Here is a 20,366-nt window from a genome sequence, read left to right as displayed (position 1 = left end):
GTTTGAGAGGTTCTTTAGTTATATAAAAATATAGTTAAGACAATATTACATTAAAGTATATCTTTTCACTATTAGCAAGTTTAAACATCCTATGATTCAAGTGCATCTTCTACTGGTTGATATGGTAAATCAAATGCTTGTGCAACACCTTTATTAGTTACATGACCTTTATACGTATTTAAACCTAAAGATAATGGTTGGTTAGATTTAAATGCTTCTCTATAGCCTTTATTAGCTAACATTAATGCATAAGGTAAAGTAGCATTATTCAATGCAATTGTTGAAGTACGAGGCACTGCTCCAGGCATATTGGCAACAGCATAATGAACAACACCATGTTTAATATAAGTTGGATCATCATGTGTCGTAATTTTATCTGTTGTTTCAAAAATACCACCTTGGTCAATAGCAATATCGATAACTACAGAACCATTTTTCATTTGTTTAATCATCTCTTCAGTAACGAGTCTTGGTGCTTTAGCGCCAGGAATTAACACTGCCCCAATGACTAAGTCACTTTGTTTAACAGATTGTTCTATATTTAATGGATTAGACATTATTGTATGAACACGACCATCAAATAAATCATCTAATTGTTGTAAACGTTTTGGATTAACGTCTAAAATAGTAACATCCGCACCTAAACCAAGCGCAATTTTAGCTGCATTTGTACCTGCTTGTCCACCACCAATGATAGTTACTTTACCTTTAGGTACTCCAGGTACACCACCTAGTAAAATACCCATACCACCATTTAATTTTTGTAAAAATTCTGCGCCTACTTGAGCAGACATACGACCAGCTACTTCACTCATTGGTGATAGTAATGGTAATGATCGATCAGGCAATTGTACTGTCTCGTATGCAATACTAATAACCTTGCTATCGATTAAAGCTTGTGTTAATTTTTCTTCATTAGCTAAATGTAGATAAGTAAAGAGTACTAAACCTTCTTTAAAATATTTATATTCTGATTCAAGTGGTTCTTTCACTTTGATAACCATATCTACATCCCATACTTTTGCTTGTTCAGCAATAATTTCTGCACCGGCTTCTTTGTAATCTATATCTTCAAAGAATGAACCAGCACCCGCGTTTGTTTCTACCAATACAGTATGTCCACTTTCAACTAACGCATGAACACCACTAGGTGATAAACCAACACGGTTTTCATTATTTTTTATCTCCTTAGGTATACCAATTTTCATTACATCCACCTCCATATTCATCTTAACGCGAACTATATGAAAGCGCAATCAAATTTACACAAAATTGTAATTGTTATTTCTCTAATTTTTCGGAAAATTATGTTAAAATAGAATTAAGAAAGAACAAGGAGGCACTTACTATGATTACTTACAAAAATATTTTAATCGCAGTTGATGGTTCACATGAAGCAGAATGGGCATTTAACCGTGCTGTTGGCGTTGCAAAACGTAATGATGCGAAATTAACAATTGTGAATGTTATTGATTCAAGAACTTATTCATCATATGAGGTTTATGATGCTCAATTCACTGAAAAATCTAAACACTTTGCAGAAGAATTATTACATGGCTATAAAGAAGTAGCCACTAATGCAGGTGTGAAAGATGTTGAAACTCGACTAGAATTTGGTTCTCCTAAATCTATTATTCCTAAAAAACTTGCTCATGAAATTAATGCAGATTTAATTATGAGTGGTACTTCTGGTTTAAATGCTGTAGAAAGATTTATCGTTGGCTCAGTATCTGAAGCTATTGTACGTCATGCACCATGTGATGTATTAGTCGTTCGTACAGAAGAATTACCAGCTGACTTCCAACCACAAGTTGCTACAACTCAATTACGTGAGAAATATCAAAATTAATCATTTATAATCATTAAATACATTCCGTAGTAGTTTTTAAACTACTACGGATACTTTATTTTGTATCAACAAAAGCTCTAACGTGTTAAACCAACCACGTTAGAGCTTTTCTACTTCAACTTATATTATCGTTGATATTTAATTATTTTAAGTTTCCGAAAGTTATAACATCACGTGCAATCATACTTTCTTCATCAGTTGGTATAACAATAACTTTAACTGGTGAATGTGGATAGTTAATAAAGCCTTCTTTACCACGTAACTTTTCATTTTTCTTAGGATCCCAGTATACACCCATGAATTCAAGTCCTTCTAAAACTTTAGCACGAATTTCTACTGAGTTTTCACCAATTCCAGCAGTAAAGACGATAACATCAACACCATGCATTCTTGCTGCATAAGAACCAATATATTTATGGATTTTAGAAGCAAAGACATCTAGTGCCATTTGAGAACGTTCTTTACCATTTGAAGCTTCTTCAGATAAATCACGTAAGTCACTTGAAGTGCCAGAAAGTCCTAATAAACCAGACTCTTTATTTAATATTTCTAATACTTGTTCAGCAGTCTTACCTGTTTTTTCCATAATAAATGGAATTAAAGCTGGGTCAATATTACCTGAACGTGTACCCATAGTTACACCTGCAAGTGGTGTGAAGCCCATTGATGTATCAATTGACTCTCCACCATCAATCGCTGCAATTGAAGCACCATTACCAATATGACAAGAAATAATACGTAAATCTTCAATAGGTTTATCTAGGATCTCAGCTGCTCTTTGTGATACAAATTTGTGACTTGTACCATGGAAGCCATATTTACGGATACCATAATCTTTATAATAATGATATGGCAAGCTATATAAATATGCTTTCTCAGGCATCGTTTGATGGAATGCAGTGTCAAAGACAGCTACATGTGGAATATTTGGTAATAATTTACGGAAAGCACGAATTCCCATTAAGTTTGCTGGGTTGTGTAAAGGTGCTAATTCACTTAATTCTTCAATTTCTTTTTCAACTTCATCAGTGATTTTGACAGATTCAGGGAATTTTTCACCACCATGTACAACACGGTGTCCAGTACCATCGATATCATTAATATCGTTAATAATATTATGTTCCTTAAACGCTTCTAACATAATATCAACTGCTTCAACATGATCATTAATATCTTTAATTGTTGTTTCTTTTTCACCATTCACTTCAATTGTAAAAATTGAATCTTTTAATCCAATTCTTTCCACTAGTCCTTTAGTTACTAATTCCTCTTCAGGCATTCTTATCAATTGAAACTTTAATGATGAACTACCAGCGTTGATAGCCAAGATTAATTTTGACATAAATATTGTCCTCCATCGTTTGCTTATTTATACTATTTCATTTCCCATTTTATCATTCAAACAGTTTTATGACTATACTATTACAGATTAATTTTTAGGATGATTTGTGTCCATCCAATGATTTAATTCAGTTATAAATCCTTGGAATTGTGTTGGATTTTTAAAATCTGGAATATTAGCTAATAAGACTTCGACTGGCTTTGTTTCGCCTGATTTTTTCTTTTGCAAAATTAATATAGATTTTCTAGCTTGTTCACTTTTAAATAATGTGGGTGGTAAATTTAAAAATGCTTGCATTTCTGTTTCTGTTGCAATATATTTTTCAAGCTGTTTTACATGTTCACCATTAAAAATATTACTTGGTACAATTAAAAAAGCATATCCTTTTTCTGTTAACACATTTACTGCTTGTTCCAGTAATAAATAATGGGAATAACTATGACCTTCTGAAAAACCTAAATTAAATTCATTACTACGTTCATCTATTGGATAATAACCAACCGGAAAATCTCCTACTACTACATCTGCCCCTTCTAGAGGTAAAGGCATCATAGCATCTTGAGGATAGACATCAAATGGTATCTCTAAAAAGTTAGCTAAATGTACACTAACTCTTGATAATACTGGATCTACTTCAATTAAATGATGCATAATAGCAATTTCAGGTAGTACTTCTTTTACAGTTGCACTTAAATGTCCTGCGCCACTAGCTAAGTCAACCATATGTAGTTCTTGTTGATCTTGCATAAAACGTTCTACTAAAAATCCTAAAATTAAGCCAATAGAATCAGGCGTAATTTGATGATTTGCTTGTATCTTTTCTTCTTGCATTAAACTTAAATATGCAAATTGAAACGCTTTTCTACGATCTTGTAATGTTGCTTGCTCTAATAATTGTCTATCATTAGTATAAATGTGTTCCATTGCCAACCCGAGATTTTCAATAAAACTTTGTCCGTTCTCATTGTTTAACGCTTTAGCCTTTTCATCTAAAGTATGAAATAAGCGTTCCATAACCGTTTGTTCTTCAGTCATTATTTAATTCCTTTCTAATAAAAAATGTCCATAAGTTTCTAGCAATCATAGATAAATATAATCTATTACAATGCTGTAAACAACTATGGACACTTATTGTATAAATAATCTTAAAATTTAAATATTTTTATATGCAGTTAAAGCAGATTCAAAGTCTGGGAAATCTGTTCCTTCACTAACAATCTCTTTATAAACTACTTTATTGTCAGCATCTAAGACGAATACTGAACGTGCTAATAATCGTAATTCTTCCATAACGACGCCAAAGTTTTCACCAAAAGATAAGTCACGGTGATCACTTAAAGTAATAACATTATCTAAACCATTAGAAGCACACCATCTTTTTTGTGCAAATGGTAAGTCAGCAGAAATTGTTAATACAACGCCATCTTCTTTTGAAGCTTCTTCATTAAATTTACGTGTTTGTTGGTCACAAACCCCTGTATCAATTGAAGGTACAACACTGATTAATTTCTTTTTACCTGCATAATCAGCTAATGTTACTTGATTCAAATCGTTATCTAATACAGTAAAATCTGGAGCGAAATCTCCTTCATTAACTTGTTGTCCAACTAATTGTATTGGTCCACCTTTAAATGTTATTTCAGTCATTATTTTGACCTCCTAGTAGTAGTTTCTATACATATCATACGTAATTAATTGCACAATTACAATTTCCAAGCATTAAATTGAATATTTTTCTAATGATGTACGATTTGTTGAAGATAATCATATATATTTTTAAGTATTAAAATAGCTGTAATCACTATAAATAATACTTTAATATAACCGACACCTTGTTTAATGGCGAATTGTGCACCGACATATGAACCAACAATCATGCTAGCCGCCATAATAAAACCATAAACATAATTTACTTGACCTAATGTCATGAACAAAACTAAAGCACCAAGATTTGAAGCAAAGTTTAATACTTTGGCATTACCAGCAGCACTTAAAAAATCAAAGCCAAATAATAACAAAACGAACAGCATAAACGAACCCGTACCACCACCAACGAACCCATCATAAAAACCGATAACAACAAATAACGCAGCAAATATTATTGCCTTAGCTATTGTAAAATGTGTAAAAGTTCGCACACTTCCCCAATCTTTTTTTAAAATTGTAAAAATAAATACAGATGTTAATGCAATAATAATCAATGGTTTAAGTACTTGTGATGGGATTATTGTTGCTACAAAAGCCCCAAGCGACGATGCTAAAAAGACGAATATAAAAAGTTTACTTACTACTTTTAAATCGACTTTTCCTGAACGGATAAATCGTAACGCACTTGTGAATGAGCCAAATGAACTGGCTAGTTTATTCGTTCCTAATGCTACAGATGGTGGTAAACCAATTGCTAACAATGCTGGTGTCGAAATCAATCCGCCACCACCTACTACTGAATCAATAAATGCTGCTATAAAACCAAACACAATAATAATCAAAATAATAGTTAAACTTAAATCCATATGCAACATACCCCTTTGTATTTATTGGATTTATGAAGCTTTATTATAAGAAATCATTAATCAAATCGTCAGTTTGTTGTTGTTTTTCAGTTTTATAGTCACTTGAAATTGTTAAAGTTTCTATATTGTCGACAGCAGAATTGATCATATCTTCAAAATCAAATGTACTTTCGTATTGCACGACTTTGTCAAAATTAGGTTCCGTGACAGGATTTTTTGGAGTAAATATCGTACAACAATCTTCAAATGGTTGGATTGACGTTTCAAAAGTACCGATATCTTTTGATTTCACAATAATTTCTTCTTTGTCATAAGTTAATAATGGACGTAATACTGGTGTTGATGTCACACTATTGATTGCATACATACTTTGTAGTGTTTGACTTGCAACTTGACCAAGATTCTCACCATTTACAATGGCATATGCACCAATCTTATGAACTAATTTATCAGCGACACGCATCATCATACGTCTTGTAGATGTCATTGTATACCTAGGATGAACAACTTTATTTACCTGTTTTTGTAGTTCTGTGAAAGGAACGATGTGTAACTTAATAGGCCCTACACGTTCAGCTAAAATTCTTGTTAATTCAATGACTTTTTCTTTAGCTTGTTCACTCGTAAATGGTGGACTATGGAAATAAATTGCTTCGATTGTTACGCCACGTTTCATAACTTCAACACCTGCAACAGGCGAGTCTATACCACCTGATAACATTAATAATGTTTTTCCACCAGTGCCTACTGGTAGTCCACCAGCTCCTGCAACAACATCAACATACATATAAATAGCATCTAATCTTACTTCAACTTTTATTTCGTGATCTGGCTTTTTAACATTAACAGTTATATCATCGACATTTGATAATACTGCTCCACCAATTTCACGTTGGAGTTCATATGTATCCATTGGATAATTTTTATCTGCTCGTTTAACATCTATTTTAAATGTGCTATGTGCTTCAAATTGTTGTGCAAATGATACTGCTGCTTGATTAATCGTTTCAAGATCTTTGTCAATTTTAATGACAGGACTAATCGATTTAATTCCAAATATTTTAGATAAGCGTTGTATTATTTCATCAATATCCGCATGCGCTTGTAATTCTATATACATACGATCTCTTTTACCTTTTACTAAAAAACCATCAAGTCCTTTTAATGATCGATGAACATTATCACGCAATTGATTAACAAATTTTTTACGATTAGAACCTTTTAACGTCAGTTCCCCATATCTCACTAATAAGTGATCATATTTCATTATTTTAGCAACTCCTTAATTTCTTCATAGATTAATTTGAATTTTTCTTTAAAAATAGCTATGTCTTGTGAAGTTGTAGTCATTCCCATTGATAATCTAATACTGCCTTCAATTGCAAGATCAGAGATATTCATAGCCTTTAATACTTCATTTAATTTATGTCTTTTAGATGAGCAAGCACTGGTAGTGGAAATCATAATATCATGTTTAGAAAAAGCATTAACAAGCACTTCTCCTTTAACCCCTGGAAAACTCACATTTAAAATATATGGTGAACCATCTTCGGCTGAGTTGATATAGACACCTTGATAATTGGTTAAAAATTGACGTAATTCTTGATTAAAACGACTTATCTTTGCATATAATTGATCTACGTTATTTATAGCTTCTTTCATCGCTTTAACCATGGCAATATCAATTGGTAAATTTACAGTGCCACTTCTAACATTATATTCTTGACCACCACCATGAATGATTGGTTCTATATTTTGTACATGATTAATTAATAATAAGCCTTGCCCTTTTAAACCATTAAATTTATGACCACTGAAACTTAAACTATCAATATTATCATATGTCATTGGAATTTTTCCGAAAGCTTGGACTGCATCAACATGAAAATGTGCTTTAGGATAATCTTTGACTATGTCAGCAATTTGCTTAATAGGTTGAATTTGGCCTGTGATATTATTAGCATACATACATGTAACTAAACCAACTTTTTCTGTCATCAATGACTTTAAATGTTCAAGATTAATTTTGCCATCTTTATTAACATCTACTAATTTCAAAATAAACCCATGTTGTTCAGCTAAATTTCTCACAACTTCTAATACAGATGGATGCTCAATGACGGATGTTATAATCTCATTTGCAGTATCTTTTTTGCGGTAAGCTATTCCTTTAAGTGCTATATTATTAGATTCTGTTGCTCCACTCGTAAATACTACATCATAATTCATATTCGATTTAATCATAATTTTAATTTGCTGTTTTGCTTGTTGCAATAATTGTTCTGCTTGTAATCCAGCTTTATGTGGACTATTAGGATTAAAATACATTGTTTGATTTACTTTGACAAAAGACTCTAAAACTTCTGGTAAAGCTTTTGTCGTTGCAGCATTATCTAGGTATATCAAATTAAACACTTCTCTTTCATTTTTCAGCCAATATTAAAAAGTTTTTACTCAAGCATTATACTATTATCACATAAAAAATAAAGGCTATTGCAATATTTCATTATATTTTATTATTAAAGGTTCTCTATTTTTTTAAGACTGATAAATTAAAAATGAATAATTTTAAAACGAAAATTAATTTGAAGCCGAGACTCCTGAGGGAGCAGTGCTAGTCGAAGACCCGGGCCCCAACAAAAAGAAACTAATCATTTAGTTTCAACGGACAATGCAAGTTGGGGAGGCTGAGACAGCACCCTAGGAAGGGACCCAACACAGAAAAACTGGTTATCCAGTTTTTTCATGCAATGCAGGTTGGGCATAGCGAAGCTTGAAAATTTAATTATGTATCAGTCCAATTTGTTAGAGAACCTTATTAAATATCCAAATAGGATATAATAGTTTAAAAATAAAAACAAAAAGACCTAGGACTTATGTGTATTCACATTAATAGTCTTAGGTCTTATCTGTAGTCAACGATTATCCTTTGATGACTTCTTCTTCAATATGTTTAGTTATGCCTGGTTCAACACTTTCGAGTGCTTGTTCAGAAATTTCGATTGAACGTTTATAACGATTATTTTTAAATAAACGTTCTGCTTCATTTAAACTTTTATCTACACTGTTATAATCTTTTCGATATCTATTACCATATTGAATCAATTTCTCAGCGTAAACAGCATTAACTAATACATCATTTGCTTCATCTTCAAACGTATTCATTTGGATAACAATTTTTGAAACTTTATCTTTTAATTGTTTGACGTGAATTGGTCTTTCACTAAATTGTTCATTTACTTCACGTACTTCATGATCTATTTCATTTTTCATAATAATAAAACGTTCTGGAACACTTGTTAAATTTGATGCTAATAAGCGACGATATACTTCTTCTTTTTTAGATTGTACTCGAAGTAAGTTATCTTCTGCTTCTGCTTCATCTTCTCTAAGTTGGATGAGGTGATTTTGCAGTTTTTCTTGTTTGTCGTTAATGACTGTAACATGATCTTCTAAATATTGCAGATTATCTTGAACTTCGCTATAACGTACTGCTGATTTTGACATTTCTTTTAAAATGTCATCGTATACAGAAATTAGACTTTGTATTTCATTTTCAAATTGACGAACACTTTGGGCATCTGATTCATTAATGTAGTAATTTGCACGTACATATTCAATTTCAGTTTGCAAAGTGTAGTTCATGTCTTTTGCTTTGAACAAGTTATCTGTAATGATATCTTTAGTTTCTTCCACTTCATTTTTGGCTTTAACTTCATGCTCAATTAAATCGTACATTTCATCTAACTTATCATTAATATTTGCCAGTTTATCATTTGCTTCATCTAGTTCTAAACGACTAATTAATGGTTCAACAAAACTTAACTCAGTTTTTAAGCTTTGTAATGTACTATCTACTTTAACATGATCTAAGTCATAACCTTCGACTTTCAAATCACGACAGCCATATTTTAAATCTTGAAATTGACCAGGTAACTCTTTTTGAGTTTCTCTAATAAGTTCTGGTATTTCTTCCATGTAAGACTTTAATTGTTCCATTTGCTCATGTAGTGCTGAAATATGATTATGCGCTTGAACATAGTTACCATCAGCTTTCAATATTTCATATTGTTCAAGTTGTGGTTCAAAACGTTCGATTTCTGACTCTAGTAATGATGCAGCCTCACCAAATTGATGACGATTAGCAAGTACATCACGCTTCATCTCGCGGTAATCAACCTTACATTTATCATAAAGTCCGTCGTTGTCTTTATACAATGCAACAATTTCATTAACTTGATGCTGTTGTTGCTCATAATTTTGTTCATATTGATCCATTAATTCATTGGCATCATCTATTTCATTTTGTGATGCACTGAAATTAAATTTATCTAATAACGTCTCAGCATTATGAATCTTTTCTTCTACAGGAGCTAAATATTTGTTTGCACTTTCTAAGTTGTCCTTTTTCATTACTTCATATTTTGTTTTTGTTTCACCTTTTAAATTTAACTTAGATAATTGCGCAAGATTTTGATCAAAAGGTAATGTTTCTACTTCTTTTTTACGCTCAATTGCTTTTTCAATTACTTGTCGCTTAGTGGAACGTATATAAAACAATACGCCGACAGCAATTAAGATAATCACAATGATTGCTAAAATGATATATAACACCATATGCTTCTCCTCCTATTTTATCATTATTATTATAACGTAATTTTAACTAAGGATAAATTATAAAATGAATTTATTGCCATAATATTTGAGAAACTTTATACTATTATAAAATTTATGAAAAAAAGAGGGTTTAATATGGCGACATTTCAAACAACAAATTATGACTTATTAAAAAAACAAACAGCGAGTTTAATTGAAGATGAACATAACATGATTGCAATCTTAAGTAATATGTCTGCCCTATTAAATGATAATTTAGATCAAATTAATTGGGTAGGATTTTATTTAATAGACAATGGTGAACTCATCCTAGGACCTTTCCAAGGTCATCCGGCATGTGTTCATATTAAAATTGGTAGTGGCGTTTGTGGCACTGCAGTTGCCGAAAATCAAACACAAGTTGTTGCTGATGTAACACAATTTGAAGGACATATTGCCTGTGATGCAAATAGTCGTTCTGAAATTGTTATCCCTATTAGAGTTAACGATAAGGTGATTGGCGTACTTGATATTGACGCACCTATCACAAATCGCTTTAATAATGAAGATAAAATAAATTTAGAAAGTATTGTTAAACTTATTGAACAACAATTATAACTGACTGATAAAGCTAAATAGTGATAAAGTATTGACACTTTACAAGAAAATGTTACAATAATCTTTGTGTGAATTAACGAAAGTAGCAGTTGTATATTATTGAGCGCTATGTTGTTCCCAATGCGGACGTGTCACGTAACTGTCGCTATAAGGTGAAGACACATAAAACAATATATCTTAATAAGCATATAACACTCTTTTTTGTTTATTCATAACAACAAAAAAGATTAAAGGAGGAGTCAAATTATGGCTCGATTCAGAGGTTCAAACTGGAAAAAATCTCGTCGTTTAGGTATCTCTTTAAGTGGTACTGGTAAAGAATTAGAAAAACGTCCTTACGCACCAGGACAACATGGTCCTAACCAACGTAAAAAATTATCAGAATATGGTTTACAATTACGTGAAAAACAAAAATTACGTTACTTATATGGAATGACTGAAAGACAATTCCGTAATACATTTGACATCGCTGGTAAAAAATTCGGTGTACATGGTGAAAACTTCATGATTCTATTAGCAAGTCGTTTAGACGCTGTTGTATATTCATTAGGTTTAGCTCGTACTCGTCGTCAAGCGCGTCAATTAGTTAACCATGGTCATATCTTAGTAGATGGTAAACGTGTAGACATTCCATCTTATTCTGTTAAACCTGGTCAAACAATTTCAGTTCGTGAAAAATCACAAAAATTAAACATCATTGTTGAATCAGTTGAAATTAATAATTTCGTACCTGAATATTTAAACTTTGATGCAGACAGCTTAACTGGTACTTTCGTACGTTTACCAGAACGTAGCGAATTACCTGCTGAAATCAACGAACAATTAATCGTTGAGTACTACTCAAGATAATATGTTTGTACACATTCATACTCAATTGTATGGATTACAAAAACAGCATTGCCAACATGGCTTTGCTGTTTTTTTTAAAATGTCCCCCATGCGATATCATTCAAATCATGATATCACATGAGGGACATTTTTATTTTACTTATAATCTTATCATTTTATAACTTGAATATATCAAATGGTACATCTGTGATCAATCCATCAACACCATAGTTAATCATTTTTTGAGCAACTTTATTTTTATTCACAGTATAAGGTAAGACTTTCAATCCAACTTTATGAGCTTCTTTGATAAATTGCTTAGTCACTAACATATAATTAGGATTTGCATAAGTTGCATATTGAGCAATTTTAGCGAAATCAGGTCTTTTATACCAGTACTTCTTTTTACTACATAATACACCTAATTCATAAGGACAATTTATTTTATATAAACGTTCAATACTCTCAATATCAAACGATTGAATAATCACTCTATGTTCTGGAATGTTATGACGTTTTAATGTCTCTAATAATATCTTCTCGATATTAGGATATTGATTAGGTTTCTTTATTTCAATAAGTAATTGTTTTGAAAAATGTTTAGCTGTTTGTAACACTTCTTCCAATGTTGGTATAGTTTCATCTTGATAACTTATATCCTTATAACTACCAAAATCAAATGATTTAAGTTCCTCCAATGTATAATTTGTAATCAAACCTTTTCCATTAGAAGTTCGATCAAGTTTATCATCATGAATAATAACGAGTTGATTATCTTTAGTTAAATGAATATCAATTTCTAACATATCAATGTGGTGCATTAAAGCGGCTTTGTAGCCAACCATCGTATTTTCTGGATATGTATTTGGTAAACCACGATGAGCAACAATTTTAAATTCTTTATATGGCTTTGTTATTTTCATATAAGACACCTTTCTATGAATCTTAGAGAAATTATTCTAAACTTAAATTATCATAAACAACTCAGGAGGAAAAAGAATTTGGTTCAACACGACTTTAAAGTAACAACCATGTGGTCAGGTGGACGTAATCAAGTAGGTAAAGTAAATGGAGATATTTTAAGTGAGCATATATCTATACCTTCTTCACTAGGTGGCATTGGCAAAGGAACTAATCCTGACGAGATGTTAGTTGCAGCAGCATCATCTTGTTACATTATCTCCCTTGCAGCAACATTAGAACGCGCCAAATTTGAAAATGTAACGATTGAACTCGAGTCAATTGGTACTGCGACATTTATAAATGGTAAGTTTGCTATGAAAAGCATCAATCATTATCCAAAAATTCAAATTGATAACAAAGATTTCGAGCGCTTGACTAAAAAATTACCAAAATTGTTACAAATTGCAGACCAAAATTGCATGATTTCAAATTCAGTACGTAATAACGTTAAAATCAACATTTCACCTACTATTACAACTTAAAAATTCTTAAACAGAAATGTTATTTATAAAATTTGTATTTCTAAATGACTTTTCTGTTTATTTTTTCCCTTTTAAATTATCAGAAAATTTGCTAAAATAAAAAAATCTTATTTCTAGGAGGACTACCTATGCATTATCATCATTCTTTATTACTTACACCTGGCCCAACACCTGTTCCTGATCATATTATGAAAGAAATTCAATCTCCAATGGTCGGTCATCGTTCAAGTGACTTCGAAGAAATTGCTGAAGAGGCCTTTCATGGTCTTAAACCAATATTTGGAAGTCAAAACGATGTACTCATATTAACTTCTAGTGGTACGAGTGTGCTTGAAGCTAGCATGTTAAATATCGTTAATCCTGATGATCACTTCGTTATTATTGTTTCTGGTGCCTTTGGTAATCGTTTCAAACAAATTGCACAAACGTATTATAAAAATGTGCACATTTACGATGTTGAATGGGGTAAAGCCGTTAATGTTGAAGAATTTATATCTTATTTAAAATCTCTAAATGTAACAATCACTGCTGTCTTCAGTCAATTTTGTGAAACTTCAACTACCGTTTTGCACCCTATTCACGACTTAGGCAATGCTATTCATCACTTTAATAGTGACATATTTTTTGTCGTTGATGGTGTGAGTTGTATAGGGGCAGTTGATGTTGATTTAGCTAAAGATAAAATAGATGTATTAGTATCAGGAAGTCAAAAAGCCATCATGTTACCTCCTGGATTAGCTTTTGTTGCTTATAATCAACGTGCAAAAAACCGCTTCCAACAAGTGACAACACCACGCTTTTACTTAGATTTAAATAAATATATTACTTCTCAAGCAGCACACTCAACACCTTTTACACCAAATGTTGCTTTATTTAGAGGAGTGAATGCTTATGTGGAATCAGTTAAAACGGAAGGCTTTAATCATGTTATTGAGCGACACTACGCTATTAGAAATGCGTTACGTCAGGCTTTAAAAGCATTAAACTTGGACTTACTAGTAAACGACCATGATGCTTCACCTACTGTTACTGCTTTTATTCCTAAAGATAAAGAAGAAGTAAATCATATCAAAAACGAACTTAAACAACGTTTTAATATCACTATTGCTGGTGGTCAAGGTCATTTAAAAGGACATATTTTAAGAATTGGTCATATGGGACAAATTAGTCCATTTGACATATTATCAGTTGTAGCTGCATTAGAAATCATCCTATCTGATTACCGACAAGTTAACTTAATTGGACAAGGAACTGCAAAATTTACGGAGGTTATTCACAATGAAATTTAATGTTTTAGTTGCTGATCCAATTTCTCAAGAAGGTATTAAAAGTTTATTATCCCACGATCAATTTAACGTTGATATTAACACTGGTCTTAGTGAAGATGAGTTAATTACGATTATTCCAGATTATCATGCACTAATTGTACGTAGTCAAACTACTGTAACACCTAAAATTATCAATGCTGCTGATAATTTAAAAGTTATTGCACGCGCTGGTGTTGGCGTTGATAATATTGATATCGAAAGTGCAACTTTAAAAGGTATTTTAGTTATCAATGCACCAGATGGCAATACGATTTCAGCTACTGAACATTCTATGGCTATGCTGTTATCTATGGCTAGAAATATTCCTCAAGCACATCAATCATTAAAAAATAAAGAATGGAAACGAAATCAATTTAAAGGTACAGAACTTTATCATAAAACATTAGGTATTATTGGTGCTGGAAGAATTGGTTTAGGTGTTGCTAAAAGAGCCAAAAGCTTCGGTATGACTATATTAGCTTTTGATCCTTATTTAACAGAAGATAAAGCTAAACAATTAAATATCACGAAAGCTTCTATTGATGATATTGCACAACAAGCTGACTTTGTAACACTACATACACCACTTACACCTAAAACAAAAGGTCTTATAAATGATGATTTCTTTGCTCAAGCTAAACCTAATTTACAAATTATTAATGTTGCACGTGGCGGAATTATTGATGAGCAAGCATTAATACACGCACTTGATAAAGGACAAATAAGTCGTGCTGCTATTGATGTTTTTGAACATGAACCAGCTACTGATTCACCTTTGGTCAGCCACGATAAAATAATTGTCACGCCTCATTTAGGTGCGTCTACGATCGAAGCACAAGAAAAAGTAGCAGTATCTGTATCTAATGAAATTATAGATATTTTAATCAATGGTACTGTTACACATGCCGTTAATGCACCAAAAATGGATTTAAGTAGTGTTGATGATACGATTAAATCATTTATTGATTTGAGTCATACAGTTGGTGAATTAGCAATACAATTCCTTCATAATGCACCTAGTACTATTAAAATTACTTATGGTGGAGAAATCGCTACTATAGATAACAGTCTATTAACTAGAACAATTATTGCAAGTATTCTAAAAGAGGATTTAGGTTCTGAAGTTAATATTATCAATGCTTTATTATTATTAAATAAACAAGATGTAACCTATAATATAGAAAATAATAAGGCAGAAACAGGATTTAGCAATTATTTAGAAGTTGAATTGATTAATGATACAGATACTGTAAAAGTTGGTGCCTCAGTCTTTGCAGGTTTTGGACCTCGTATTGTACGTATTAATAATTTTTCTGTAGACTTGAAACCAAATCAATACCAAATTATTTCCTATCATAATGACATTCCAGGTATGGTTGGTAAAACTGGTGAATTATTAGGAAAACATCATATTAATATTGCCTCTATGACATTAGGTAGAACACAAGAAGGTGGCGATGCTTTGATGATTTTATCTGTTGATCAACCTGTCTCTCAACATATTATTGATGAACTTAAACAACTAGGTGATTATAATCAAATATTTACCACTGAATTAACTGCAGTGAACAAAAATTAACACGTTTTAACTGTAATCACTAAAAGTCTGTCATAAAAATTAAATTAAAACATACTAAGATTAGCCGTGAAGAAATCTATGACGATAGATTTTTTCACGGCTATTTTAATAGTTGTAGAGGTTGGAACAAAACATTTCACATTTAAATTTAAGCATTGTGCAGTAACAGTCTGTTTTGTAAAACTATTGATAAATCAACGTTTTACAAATCTAGTCAATCTTGCAAGGGTGAGATTACGAGCCTGGGACAAAATGTATTTTACACTTAAATTTAAGAATTTGGCAGTAACTGTCTGGTTTTCAAAACGTTGATAAATCACCATTTTGAAAACCTAGTCAGTCTTGCCGGGGTGGAAGGGACCCGTCATCAAAAATCCATGTGTGGATTTTACATTAATGTGCAAGACGGGCATCTACGAAATAAATTTTATATAAAATTTATTTCTGTCCCACTCCCTATCCACTCCCTTTAGCTATTTATAATAATATCTTACGGATATCTCCAATGTGATCAACGATATAATTTGCATTATGGTCCTCTAATTCTTTTCTAGCTTGTTGTCCTTTTAAACCAGTTAAAGTACCTATAAAGGTTGCACCAATCGCTTGAGCACTCAATAAATCTGCTAATGAATCTCCAACAATGTATACATCACTTGCAGCAACAATCTGATGCTGATGTTGAGCATATGCTTCATAATTCTGTTCTACATTCCCTTTTAATGCTGCAATATAACTAAATGGATTAGGCTTACCAAGTGGTCTATATTGTGGATATAATTCCTCAGCTGTTAAAACGTCACTCGCTGTTGCAATATGTCGCTTGTCAAAATAATTTAATAATCCTAAAGTTTCAAATGGCACAATAGTTTCTGTATAAGGTCTACCAGTAGCAATCCCTAATGAATACCCACTATTAATTAAATCTTCAAGTAATTGTTTTACTTCAGTAATTGGTCTTAAAATTACTTCTTGATATATAAAACCCTTTTTAAAATCTGTTTTACTAGCTTTTTGTTCAACTTCACTAAACAATGTCGTTCCTAAATACCACTCTTGATAAACTTCTTGTGCTAACACCCATAATTTTCCTTTTAAACTAAATAAATTAGTATGTTTAATATTTAAACGTTGTGCCGCAAACTGTTCTAAAGCTTGATATATATTACTTTTACCACTATGTACTTGGCTTAAAAACTGTAACGGTTGTTGATAATCAAGAACAGCATCATTGTTAAGCAATTGCCCTATGTGTTGAAGTGTATCATCATCAAAGTTGTGTTGTTCAATATAATAATCAATATCTTGTTGATTAAGTGTAGTTAATAGTTCAATAAAATGAATACTAAAAACAATAAATAACATATCCCAGTTAGAATTTAAACCTAATGATTTAAGTTTATTTAATATCGTATCATTTAAAAAAATTTGCTCTCTAATCTCTGTTATTTGTTGATTGGATATAGTTGCTAAATTTTGTGACTGCGCTAACCCTAAATATGCTTTATCCATCAATAATTCATAAACTGTCAATGCTGAAACATCAAAGCACCTTTCTTCACTTAAAAAGACCCCATCAACATCAAATAAAATCGTCGCCATATCTATTATCCACTCCATTTCTGAAAATTCAGATATAATTAATCATTGTACTATTAGCACTAAAAAAGCGCAAACCTATTCATATAGATTCGCGCTTCAAAATGCTTAACAACTCATAACAATTGAGCTCCCTAACAAATTGAACTGATACTTTAGATTGCCTCGTATCTCAACTTGCACATGATAGTGAAAATTCTGTTGACAAATTTTTCTATGATAGATCTCTATCTCATGAGTCTTAACTTCTGATTAGTTTATACTTACAATCTTTTCTACTTATATTCAAAAAGTCCTAAATAATAGAAATCTACTATTTTACAGTTTTTTCTCAAGTTCATCAGCTATTTGCTGTACGTGTGTACCAATGATGACTTGTGATGAGTGTTTACCACTTACTGTCACACCAACAGCTCCTGCACTTTTAATTTTTTGTTGATCTATCAAACTAGTATCTTTTAATTCTAAACGCAATCGTGTCGCACAATTTGTTAAATTAGTTATATTGTCACGACCACCCAAACCTTCTAAGATAATCATTGCATTATGATAATATTTTCCGTGCGTCGAATTCGTTTCACCTGTACCAACAGATTTATTATCAGTTGTTGGATCAGTTAACTCATTATCTCCACGACCTATAGTGTTTAAATTAAACACTTGAATAACAAATCTGAAAATAACGTAATACAAAATAAAGAACACTACACCTTGAACTAAAAGCATCAATGGATGATTAGCAACTGGATTAACTAATGATAAGACATAATCGATTAATCCAGCACTAAATGAAAATCCTGCTGTCCAATGGAAAAATGAAGCAATAAATAATGATAAACCAGTTAATAATGCATGAATAACGTACAAAACCGGCGCAACAAACATAAAGGCAAATTCAATAGGTTCTGTTACACCAACAAAAAATGCTGCTACAGCACTCGCTAAAAACCAACCATATACTTGCTTTTGTTGTGATGATTTAGCTGTATGATACATGGCAAGTGCAGCAGCTGGAACACCAAACATCATGATTGGGAAGAAACCTGCTTGATATCTACCAGTGATACCTTTAATAGCATCTTTACCACTTTGGAATTTACCAATGTCGTTAATACCAACTGTGTCAAACCAAAATACACTATTTAACGCATGATGTAATCCTGTTGGAATTAATAAACGATTGGTTACACCATATAAAAACGCACCTACTGAGCCCATACCTACAATCGACTCACCAAACCATACTATCCAAGAATATACAACTGGCCAAACAAAAAGTAATACTACAGCTAAAAACGTACAAAAGAATGCTGTTAAAATAGGTACGAGTCTTTTACCACTGAAAAATGATAATGCCAAAGGTAACTCTGTTTCACTAAATTTATTATATGTATATGCAGCAATTAAACCGATTATAATTCCTACAAAAACATTTGTATTATCCATTTTTTCAAAAGCCATATCAATGCTAGACATCTTCATGCCTAATAATGGCGCTAATTTTTTAGGTGATAAGACTACAGTTACAAGTAAAAATCCAAGCGTAGCCGCTAAAGCTACGGCACCATCATTCTTCTTAGACATCCCTATCGCTACACCAATTGCGAATAATATACCTAACTGTTCTAATATCGTTGTCCCTACTGTTGTGAAAAACGTAGCGATTAATGGTACAACATGTAAGGCATTTAATGTGTTACCAATACCAGTTATAATAGCCGCTGCTGGCAATACTGCTACAGGTAACATTAAAGAGCGTCCTAAATTCTGAAAAAATTTATACATGATATCATTCCCCTTAAAAAAGGTAGCAATACATTGAACAGTATCATAACGACATGATTTGATAGATTAGTAAAACTTTACATTCATTACTATCAATATCATACGTTTAATACTCAAACAATTTTATTACTACCTAAAGATGTTAGTTATAAACTTTTAGCAATTTCGTTTAATTCTTGTTGTAACTTTGCAGTACGAGTTTCAATTTCTTTTGTAATATAATCGATACGTTCATTACGTTTTAAATCTTTTGGTAAATTAGTAAGATCAATTGGTTCACCAATATTAATCAATGCTTGCCCTGTAATTAGTCCATGAATTTTGTTAGGACCCACATAAGCAACCGGTAAGATTGGAGATTTACTCAACATAGCAATCGTTGCAGCCCCTCTCTTCAAAGGTGCACCTTCAGCTGAAGTACGATGACCTGTTGGGAAAATACCAACTGTCTTATGCTCTTTTAATAAATTAATTGGACGTTTTAATGTGCTAGGACCTGGATTCTCCCTATCAACAGGAAAAGCATTTAATGATGTTAAAAACTGTCCAATCCATTTGTTATTAAATAATTCTTTTTTTGCCATATAATGGATTTGATTAGGATATAATGCCATACCTAACATAATCACTTCGTTATAACTTTCATGTGTACAAGTTACAACATATTTACTATCTTGTGGAATATTATCTTTCCCAATAACATACAATGATTTCGATAATTTCACTAAAATAAAATTTAAAATATTACTCACAAACGAATACATAGTGACACCTACTTAACTTATTTGTATATAACATCTAAATTTTATCATTATCTTTTTAGTTGAACAAGATAGGATCATTATACTTCTAAAGTAGTATAGTGTATTACTAGCATAAATTTAAAAAAACATACATAATTAAAA

Annotated in this window: 18 protein-coding genes; 6 read left to right on the top strand and 12 right to left on the bottom strand. The window is 31.7% G+C overall.

What is annotated here, in order from left to right:
• Positions 1 to 89 precede the first annotated feature (89 nt).
• Positions 90 to 1,208 carry an alanine dehydrogenase gene (gene ald, locus CD113_RS07200; protein ID WP_002462091.1) on the bottom strand — a complete coding sequence of 373 codons (1,119 nt, stop codon included), beginning with the start codon at positions 1,206 to 1,208 and terminating at the stop codon, positions 90 to 92.
• A gap of 140 nt (positions 1,209 to 1,348) precedes the next feature.
• Between ald and CD113_RS07195 the strand changes: the two genes are divergently transcribed.
• Positions 1,349 to 1,849 carry a universal stress protein gene (locus CD113_RS07195; RefSeq protein WP_002462092.1) on the top strand — a complete coding sequence of 167 codons (501 nt, stop codon included), beginning with the start codon at positions 1,349 to 1,351 and terminating at the stop codon, positions 1,847 to 1,849.
• A 142-nt stretch (positions 1,850 to 1,991) separates the two neighbouring features.
• Here CD113_RS07195 and CD113_RS07190 read toward each other — a convergent pair whose 3' ends face one another.
• The 7 genes from CD113_RS07190 to ezrA form a co-directional block, all read right to left on the bottom strand.
• Positions 1,992 to 3,191, bottom strand: a complete 1,200-nt coding sequence (locus CD113_RS07190) for an acetate kinase (RefSeq protein WP_002462093.1) — start codon at positions 3,189 to 3,191, stop codon at positions 1,992 to 1,994.
• Between the two features lie 87 nt (positions 3,192 to 3,278).
• Complete coding sequence (locus CD113_RS07185; protein ID WP_002462095.1) at positions 3,279 to 4,226, bottom strand: class I SAM-dependent methyltransferase; 948 nt, start codon at positions 4,224 to 4,226, stop codon at positions 3,279 to 3,281.
• A gap of 117 nt (positions 4,227 to 4,343) precedes the next feature.
• Positions 4,344 to 4,838 (bottom strand): thiol peroxidase, encoded by a 495-nt coding sequence (gene tpx / locus CD113_RS07180; RefSeq protein ID WP_002462096.1) that lies wholly within the window; start codon positions 4,836 to 4,838, stop codon positions 4,344 to 4,346.
• 89 nt (positions 4,839 to 4,927) lie between these two features.
• Positions 4,928 to 5,704 (bottom strand): TSUP family transporter, encoded by a 777-nt coding sequence (locus CD113_RS07175; protein ID WP_002462097.1) that lies wholly within the window; start codon positions 5,702 to 5,704, stop codon positions 4,928 to 4,930.
• A 43-nt stretch (positions 5,705 to 5,747) separates the two neighbouring features.
• Entirely contained in the window at positions 5,748 to 6,971 is a 1,224-nt protein-coding gene (gene thiI / locus CD113_RS07170; protein WP_002462098.1) for a tRNA uracil 4-sulfurtransferase ThiI, read from the bottom strand.
• On the bottom strand, positions 6,971 to 8,119 hold the full coding sequence (locus tag CD113_RS07165; RefSeq protein ID WP_088177447.1) for a cysteine desulfurase family protein: 1,149 nt from the start codon (positions 8,117 to 8,119) through the stop codon (positions 6,971 to 6,973). Before CD113_RS07165 ends, thiI begins: the two co-directional genes overlap by 1 nt.
• A 507-nt stretch (positions 8,120 to 8,626) precedes the next feature.
• A complete protein-coding gene (ezrA, locus tag CD113_RS07160) occupies positions 8,627 to 10,321 on the bottom strand; it encodes a septation ring formation regulator EzrA (protein ID WP_002463578.1) in 1,695 nt (564 codons plus the stop codon).
• A 135-nt stretch (positions 10,322 to 10,456) separates the two neighbouring features.
• Here ezrA and CD113_RS07155 point away from each other — a divergent pair, with 135 nt between their 5' ends.
• The gene (locus CD113_RS07155) at positions 10,457 to 10,918 is read left to right on the top strand and encodes a GAF domain-containing protein (RefSeq protein ID WP_002463579.1); all 462 of its coding nucleotides are present in this window, start codon (positions 10,457 to 10,459) and stop codon (positions 10,916 to 10,918) included.
• A gap of 246 nt (positions 10,919 to 11,164) precedes the next feature.
• Positions 11,165 to 11,767 carry a 30S ribosomal protein S4 gene (gene rpsD, locus CD113_RS07145; RefSeq protein ID WP_000090512.1) on the top strand — a complete coding sequence of 201 codons (603 nt, stop codon included), beginning with the start codon at positions 11,165 to 11,167 and terminating at the stop codon, positions 11,765 to 11,767.
• A 155-nt stretch (positions 11,768 to 11,922) separates the two neighbouring features.
• Here rpsD and CD113_RS07140 read toward each other — a convergent pair whose 3' ends face one another.
• Positions 11,923 to 12,669, bottom strand: a complete 747-nt coding sequence (locus tag CD113_RS07140; RefSeq protein ID WP_002463625.1) for a glycerophosphodiester phosphodiesterase — start codon at positions 12,667 to 12,669, stop codon at positions 11,923 to 11,925.
• Positions 12,670 to 12,747: 78 nt separating this feature from the next.
• On the opposite strand from CD113_RS07140, the gene CD113_RS07135 reads away from it, so the two are divergent.
• The 3 genes from CD113_RS07135 (at position 12,748) to serA (ending at position 16,077) form a co-directional block, all read left to right on the top strand.
• Positions 12,748 to 13,191: an SACOL1771 family peroxiredoxin gene (locus CD113_RS07135; protein WP_002463627.1), complete on the top strand. Its 444-nt coding sequence runs from the start codon at positions 12,748 to 12,750 to the stop codon at positions 13,189 to 13,191.
• 128 nt (positions 13,192 to 13,319) lie between these two features.
• Positions 13,320 to 14,480: a pyridoxal-phosphate-dependent aminotransferase family protein gene (locus tag CD113_RS07130; protein WP_002463629.1), complete on the top strand. Its 1,161-nt coding sequence runs from the start codon at positions 13,320 to 13,322 to the stop codon at positions 14,478 to 14,480.
• Positions 14,470 to 16,077, top strand: coding sequence for a phosphoglycerate dehydrogenase (gene serA / locus CD113_RS07125; protein ID WP_002463631.1), 1,608 nt, complete (start codon positions 14,470 to 14,472; stop codon positions 16,075 to 16,077). The genes CD113_RS07130 and serA overlap by 11 nt, the downstream gene beginning before the upstream one ends.
• A gap of 477 nt (positions 16,078 to 16,554) precedes the next feature.
• Here serA and CD113_RS07115 read toward each other — a convergent pair whose 3' ends face one another.
• The 3 genes from CD113_RS07115 to CD113_RS07105 form a co-directional block, all read right to left on the bottom strand.
• On the bottom strand, positions 16,555 to 17,679 hold the full coding sequence (locus CD113_RS07115) for an HAD family hydrolase (protein ID WP_002461855.1): 1,125 nt from the start codon (positions 17,677 to 17,679) through the stop codon (positions 16,555 to 16,557).
• A gap of 315 nt (positions 17,680 to 17,994) precedes the next feature.
• A complete protein-coding gene (nagE, locus tag CD113_RS07110; protein WP_002461857.1) occupies positions 17,995 to 19,461 on the bottom strand; it encodes an N-acetylglucosamine-specific PTS transporter subunit IIBC in 1,467 nt (488 codons plus the stop codon).
• 146 nt (positions 19,462 to 19,607) lie between these two features.
• Positions 19,608 to 20,225 (bottom strand): lysophospholipid acyltransferase family protein, encoded by a 618-nt coding sequence (locus CD113_RS07105; protein ID WP_002461858.1) that lies wholly within the window; start codon positions 20,223 to 20,225, stop codon positions 19,608 to 19,610.
• Between the last annotated feature and the right edge of the window lie 141 nt (positions 20,226 to 20,366).

It is taken from the genome of Staphylococcus simiae (assembly GCF_002902085.1).
Taxonomy (GTDB): domain Bacteria; phylum Bacillota; class Bacilli; order Staphylococcales; family Staphylococcaceae; genus Staphylococcus; species Staphylococcus simiae.
This window is presented reverse-complemented; position numbering and strand designations above follow the sequence as displayed.